This window comes from Catenibacterium sp. UBA627, from assembly GCF_002299355.1.
Classification (GTDB): Bacteria; Bacillota_I; Bacilli_A; order Erysipelotrichales; family Coprobacillaceae; genus Catenibacterium; species Catenibacterium mitsuoka.
This window is the reverse complement of sequence record NZ_DBPF01000017.1, coordinates 1-3,730: the sequence shown is the minus strand read 5'-3', so window position 1 is coordinate 3,730 and position 3,730 is coordinate 1. Positions and strand designations below refer to the sequence as shown.

Below are 3,730 nucleotides of genomic sequence, written 5' to 3'. Positions count from 1 at the left end.
GTGTTCTCTTTTACTATTTCTACTCCAAGAGAATTACGTTTCTTCCAGAACGTATAATCATTGGTTTGCGTCAATAAAGTATTTACACTATTCACAATTGGATACTTAGAGAAGATGGCTACACCTTCATCAAACTTGTCATAACCTACTTTAACTGGAATATAGTTCCAATTGTATTGATCACCAAGTAATCGACTTAATCCAAGTGCATAATTATCTTCTTTAATAATGTCTCTACCGACATAAGATCTGTCGGTAGAAACACTTTTTGCATTCATACTTTGATTGACTTCTTGTAAACAAATGACATCAACATCATGATTCAGAATAAAATTCGCAATTGTCTGGAGCTTATTCTTTTCATCACATTCACTGAGTGAATGTGTGTTAAGTGTCATGAACTTCATATTTATTTACCTAAGGCATCATTGATATCTGACTTAAGAACATCGGCTTTAGGTCCATAAACTGCCTGAACACCGTTATCCTTCTTAAGGAGACCCTTTGCGCCTTCCTTCTTCCAAGCATCAACATCAGCAACTTTATTGACATCATTAACTGTAACTCTTAAACGAGTCATACATGCATCAACTAACTGAATATTATCTCTACCACCAAGTAAGTTGATGATTGCTTCAACCTGAGCACTACCTTCATGTGCTGTAGAAGCTTCATCACTTTCCATATCATCATAGTTACCAAGTCTACCCGGTGTCGCAAAGTTAAACTTCTTGATCATGAAGTTTGCAACGAAATAACCAACTACTGCGAATACTACACATGCAATAATGAAATTAATAACATCACCAAGTAATCCTGCTTGAACTGCCATAGGAACACGAGTTAAGAATTCGATATTACCAAATGAATGAACTCTTAAATGAACAATATCAGCTGCTGCGAAAGCTAAACCTTGAAGTACTGCATAAACACCATATAGTGGAACTGCTGCGAACATAAACATGAATTCTAGAGGTTCTGTAACACCTGTTAAGAAAGTTGCAATGAATGTAGAAATAAACATTGATTTATATTTAGGCTGTTTATCTTTATCGACATTCTTATACATTGCATAAGCGAAACCAGCTAATAGACCAGTTGCACCGATCATCTGACCTACTTTGAAACGAGCAGGTGTAACTGTTGTTAATAAGTGAGTGTAAGCTGTCATGTTTCCAGCTTTCTTTAAGTTAATTAAATCTGTAACCCAAGCTAACCATAATGGATCCTGACCGAATACTTTTGTACCCTTCTGTAAACCAGTCATGATAGTATATGTACCACCAAAAGAAGTGTAGTTAACTGGAATAGTTAACATATGATGTAAACCAAATGGTAATAATAGACGTTCTAACATACCATATAAGAATGGGGCAATGATTGGTGCTGTTTTACTTGAGTTTGCAAGCCAAACACCAAAGCTATTAATACCACCCTGAACAAATGGCCATACAATTGACATTACAATTGCGATAACAACTGAATGAACAATAACCATTAATGGAACGAAACGTTTACCATTGAAGAATGATAAGCAATCAGGTAATTTACGGAAGTTATAGTATTTGTTGTAAACAATACCACCAACGAAACCAGCAATAATACCTACAAAGACACCCATATTAAGTGCTGCAGATCCTAGAACTGTTGTGAAATAGTTGGCAACTGGAATCTTTGCACCAAATAATGTATGTGTATAAATAACTTTACTGCTATTAACCATATCGGCTGTAACACCAAAGATTGTACCTGTGATGTTATTGATTAAGATAAATGCGATAACGGCTGCGAATGCACCTCCGGCACGATCCTTAGCCCAGTTACCACCAATGGCAGCTGCGAATAAGATATGTAGGTTGTTGATTACTGCCCAACCAATCTGTTCCATTACAGAACCAACAGTCATAACAAATGCAACATCTGCACCAAACATCTGGAATACTTTACCTAATGAAATCATTAAACCAGCAGCAGGCATTACTGCGATAACTGTCATTAAGGCTTTACCTAACTTCTGTAAGAAGTCGAAGTTAATTCCTTTTTTCTTCTTCTTTTCAGGTGCTGCTTTAGGAGCTGCTACATCTTCAAGAACAAGCATCTCATCTTTCACATTATGAGCACCTTTCTTTAAGACAATCTTCTTACCTTTAAGATCATCTTCTTTAGTAAATACGAATGGAGTCATTGTATTCACACCTTTAGATTTAAAGAACTCTAAATCTCCTTCAAACAATAAATCTCCTTTTTCAACTGTCTGACCTTCTTTTACATGCCAAGTAAAACCTTCACCCTGATACTGAACTGTATCTAATCCAAAGTGGATTAAGATTTCAATACCATCATCTGTCACAAGACCAACTGCATGTTTAGTAGGTGCAACCATTTTTACTACACAGTTGTCTGGTGCATATACTTTTCCATCTTCTGGAATGATAGCACATCCGTCTCCCATCATCTTTTCTGAAAATACAGAATCTGGGACATCAGTGATTGGTACTACTTTACCCTTGAGGGGCATACATAAAACTTTTCCCTTACTCATATTCTTTCCTCCTTCTAATAAGGTTATGTCTTACTCCCTTTTTCTTACAAATCCTATTTTAATGATTGTAAACACTTACACAATAGGAATTATGCAACAAAACAGGGTATTTACGCATATATTATGCAAATATTTGCGCAACTATAGCGCAACACAATAATAATGAGTATAATAAAAGTGAGGTGATTTAAATGAGTATCACAATTAAAGACATTGCGAAAAAAGCAGGTGTATCTCCATCTACTGTATCTCGTACAATTAATAATCATTATTCAATTAGTGAAGAAACGAAAGAAAAAGTACGTAAAGTAATGGATGAACTCGGTTATGTATATGATAAATCACATATTAAGAAACATGATGTTGGTGTCGTCTTTCCACGTTTTATGGTAGATGTCTATGAGAATCCATTCTATCTAGAAATAGTAAAAGGTATTAGTTATATGTGTAATAAAGAGCGTTATAGTCTTCATATTATTACTGGTGCCGATACGAGAGAAATGAAGACAAGTATGGAAATTGCGGATTGTGAAGGATATATCTTCCTAAATACAAAAATTGAATCTTCTGTGACAGACTATTTAAGAGAACGTATGATTCCTTATATTATGATTGGTAAACCACCAATGAATTCCATTACATCAGTCAGTGTAGATACAGATAATATCCAGGCAGGCTATGAGGCAGTGAAATACTTATTTAAAAAAGGACATCAAAAGATTGGTTATATTGGTGAGAAAAAAGATGCACAGTATTCTATAGATCGACGTCTTGGTTATATACAAGCTTTATCCGAAGCAGGCTATGAAGTGAAAGAAGACTATATTAAGAATCTTTCTTCAAGCTATTCCTATAACCCCAATGAAATACTTGAATTATTAAGAAGTGATGAATGTCCTAGTGCCTTTGTGGTATGTGATGATATTTATGCAGTCATTATGGTTAGACTAATTACTGAAGTAGGAAAGAAAGTACCTGATGATATTTCTATTGTGAGTTTTAATAATTCTATCTTTGCACGTTTTTCAGAACCACCACTGACTTCTATTGATGTAAGCCCAAATCAGTTAGGCATGGAAGCAGTTGTCCAGCTTATTAAACATATAGAAACACCTACCATGTTTGCGACACGCTCAATTGTGCCATTCACAATACGTAAAAGACAAAGTGTAAAGGAAATGAATAAAG

Annotated in this window: 3 protein-coding genes; 1 reads left to right on the top strand and 2 read right to left on the bottom strand. The window is 35.0% G+C overall.

Going from position 1 to position 3,730, the window contains the following annotated elements:
• Together B2S90_RS01240 and B2S90_RS01235 are read right to left on the bottom strand one after the other, a co-directional pair.
• A partial coding sequence (locus B2S90_RS01240; protein ID WP_286696423.1) for an endonuclease/exonuclease/phosphatase family protein occupies window positions 1-407 on the bottom strand: 407 nt, incomplete at its 3' end.
• Between the two features lie 2 nt (window positions 408-409).
• Entirely contained in the window at window positions 410-2,542 is a 2,133-nt protein-coding gene (locus B2S90_RS01235) for a PTS transporter subunit IIBC (RefSeq protein WP_286696422.1), read from the bottom strand.
• Window positions 2,543-2,733: 191 nt separating this feature from the next.
• Here B2S90_RS01235 and B2S90_RS01230 point away from each other — a divergent pair.
• On the top strand, window positions 2,734-3,730 hold a 997-nt coding region (locus B2S90_RS01230; RefSeq protein ID WP_286696421.1), incomplete at its 3' end, for a LacI family DNA-binding transcriptional regulator.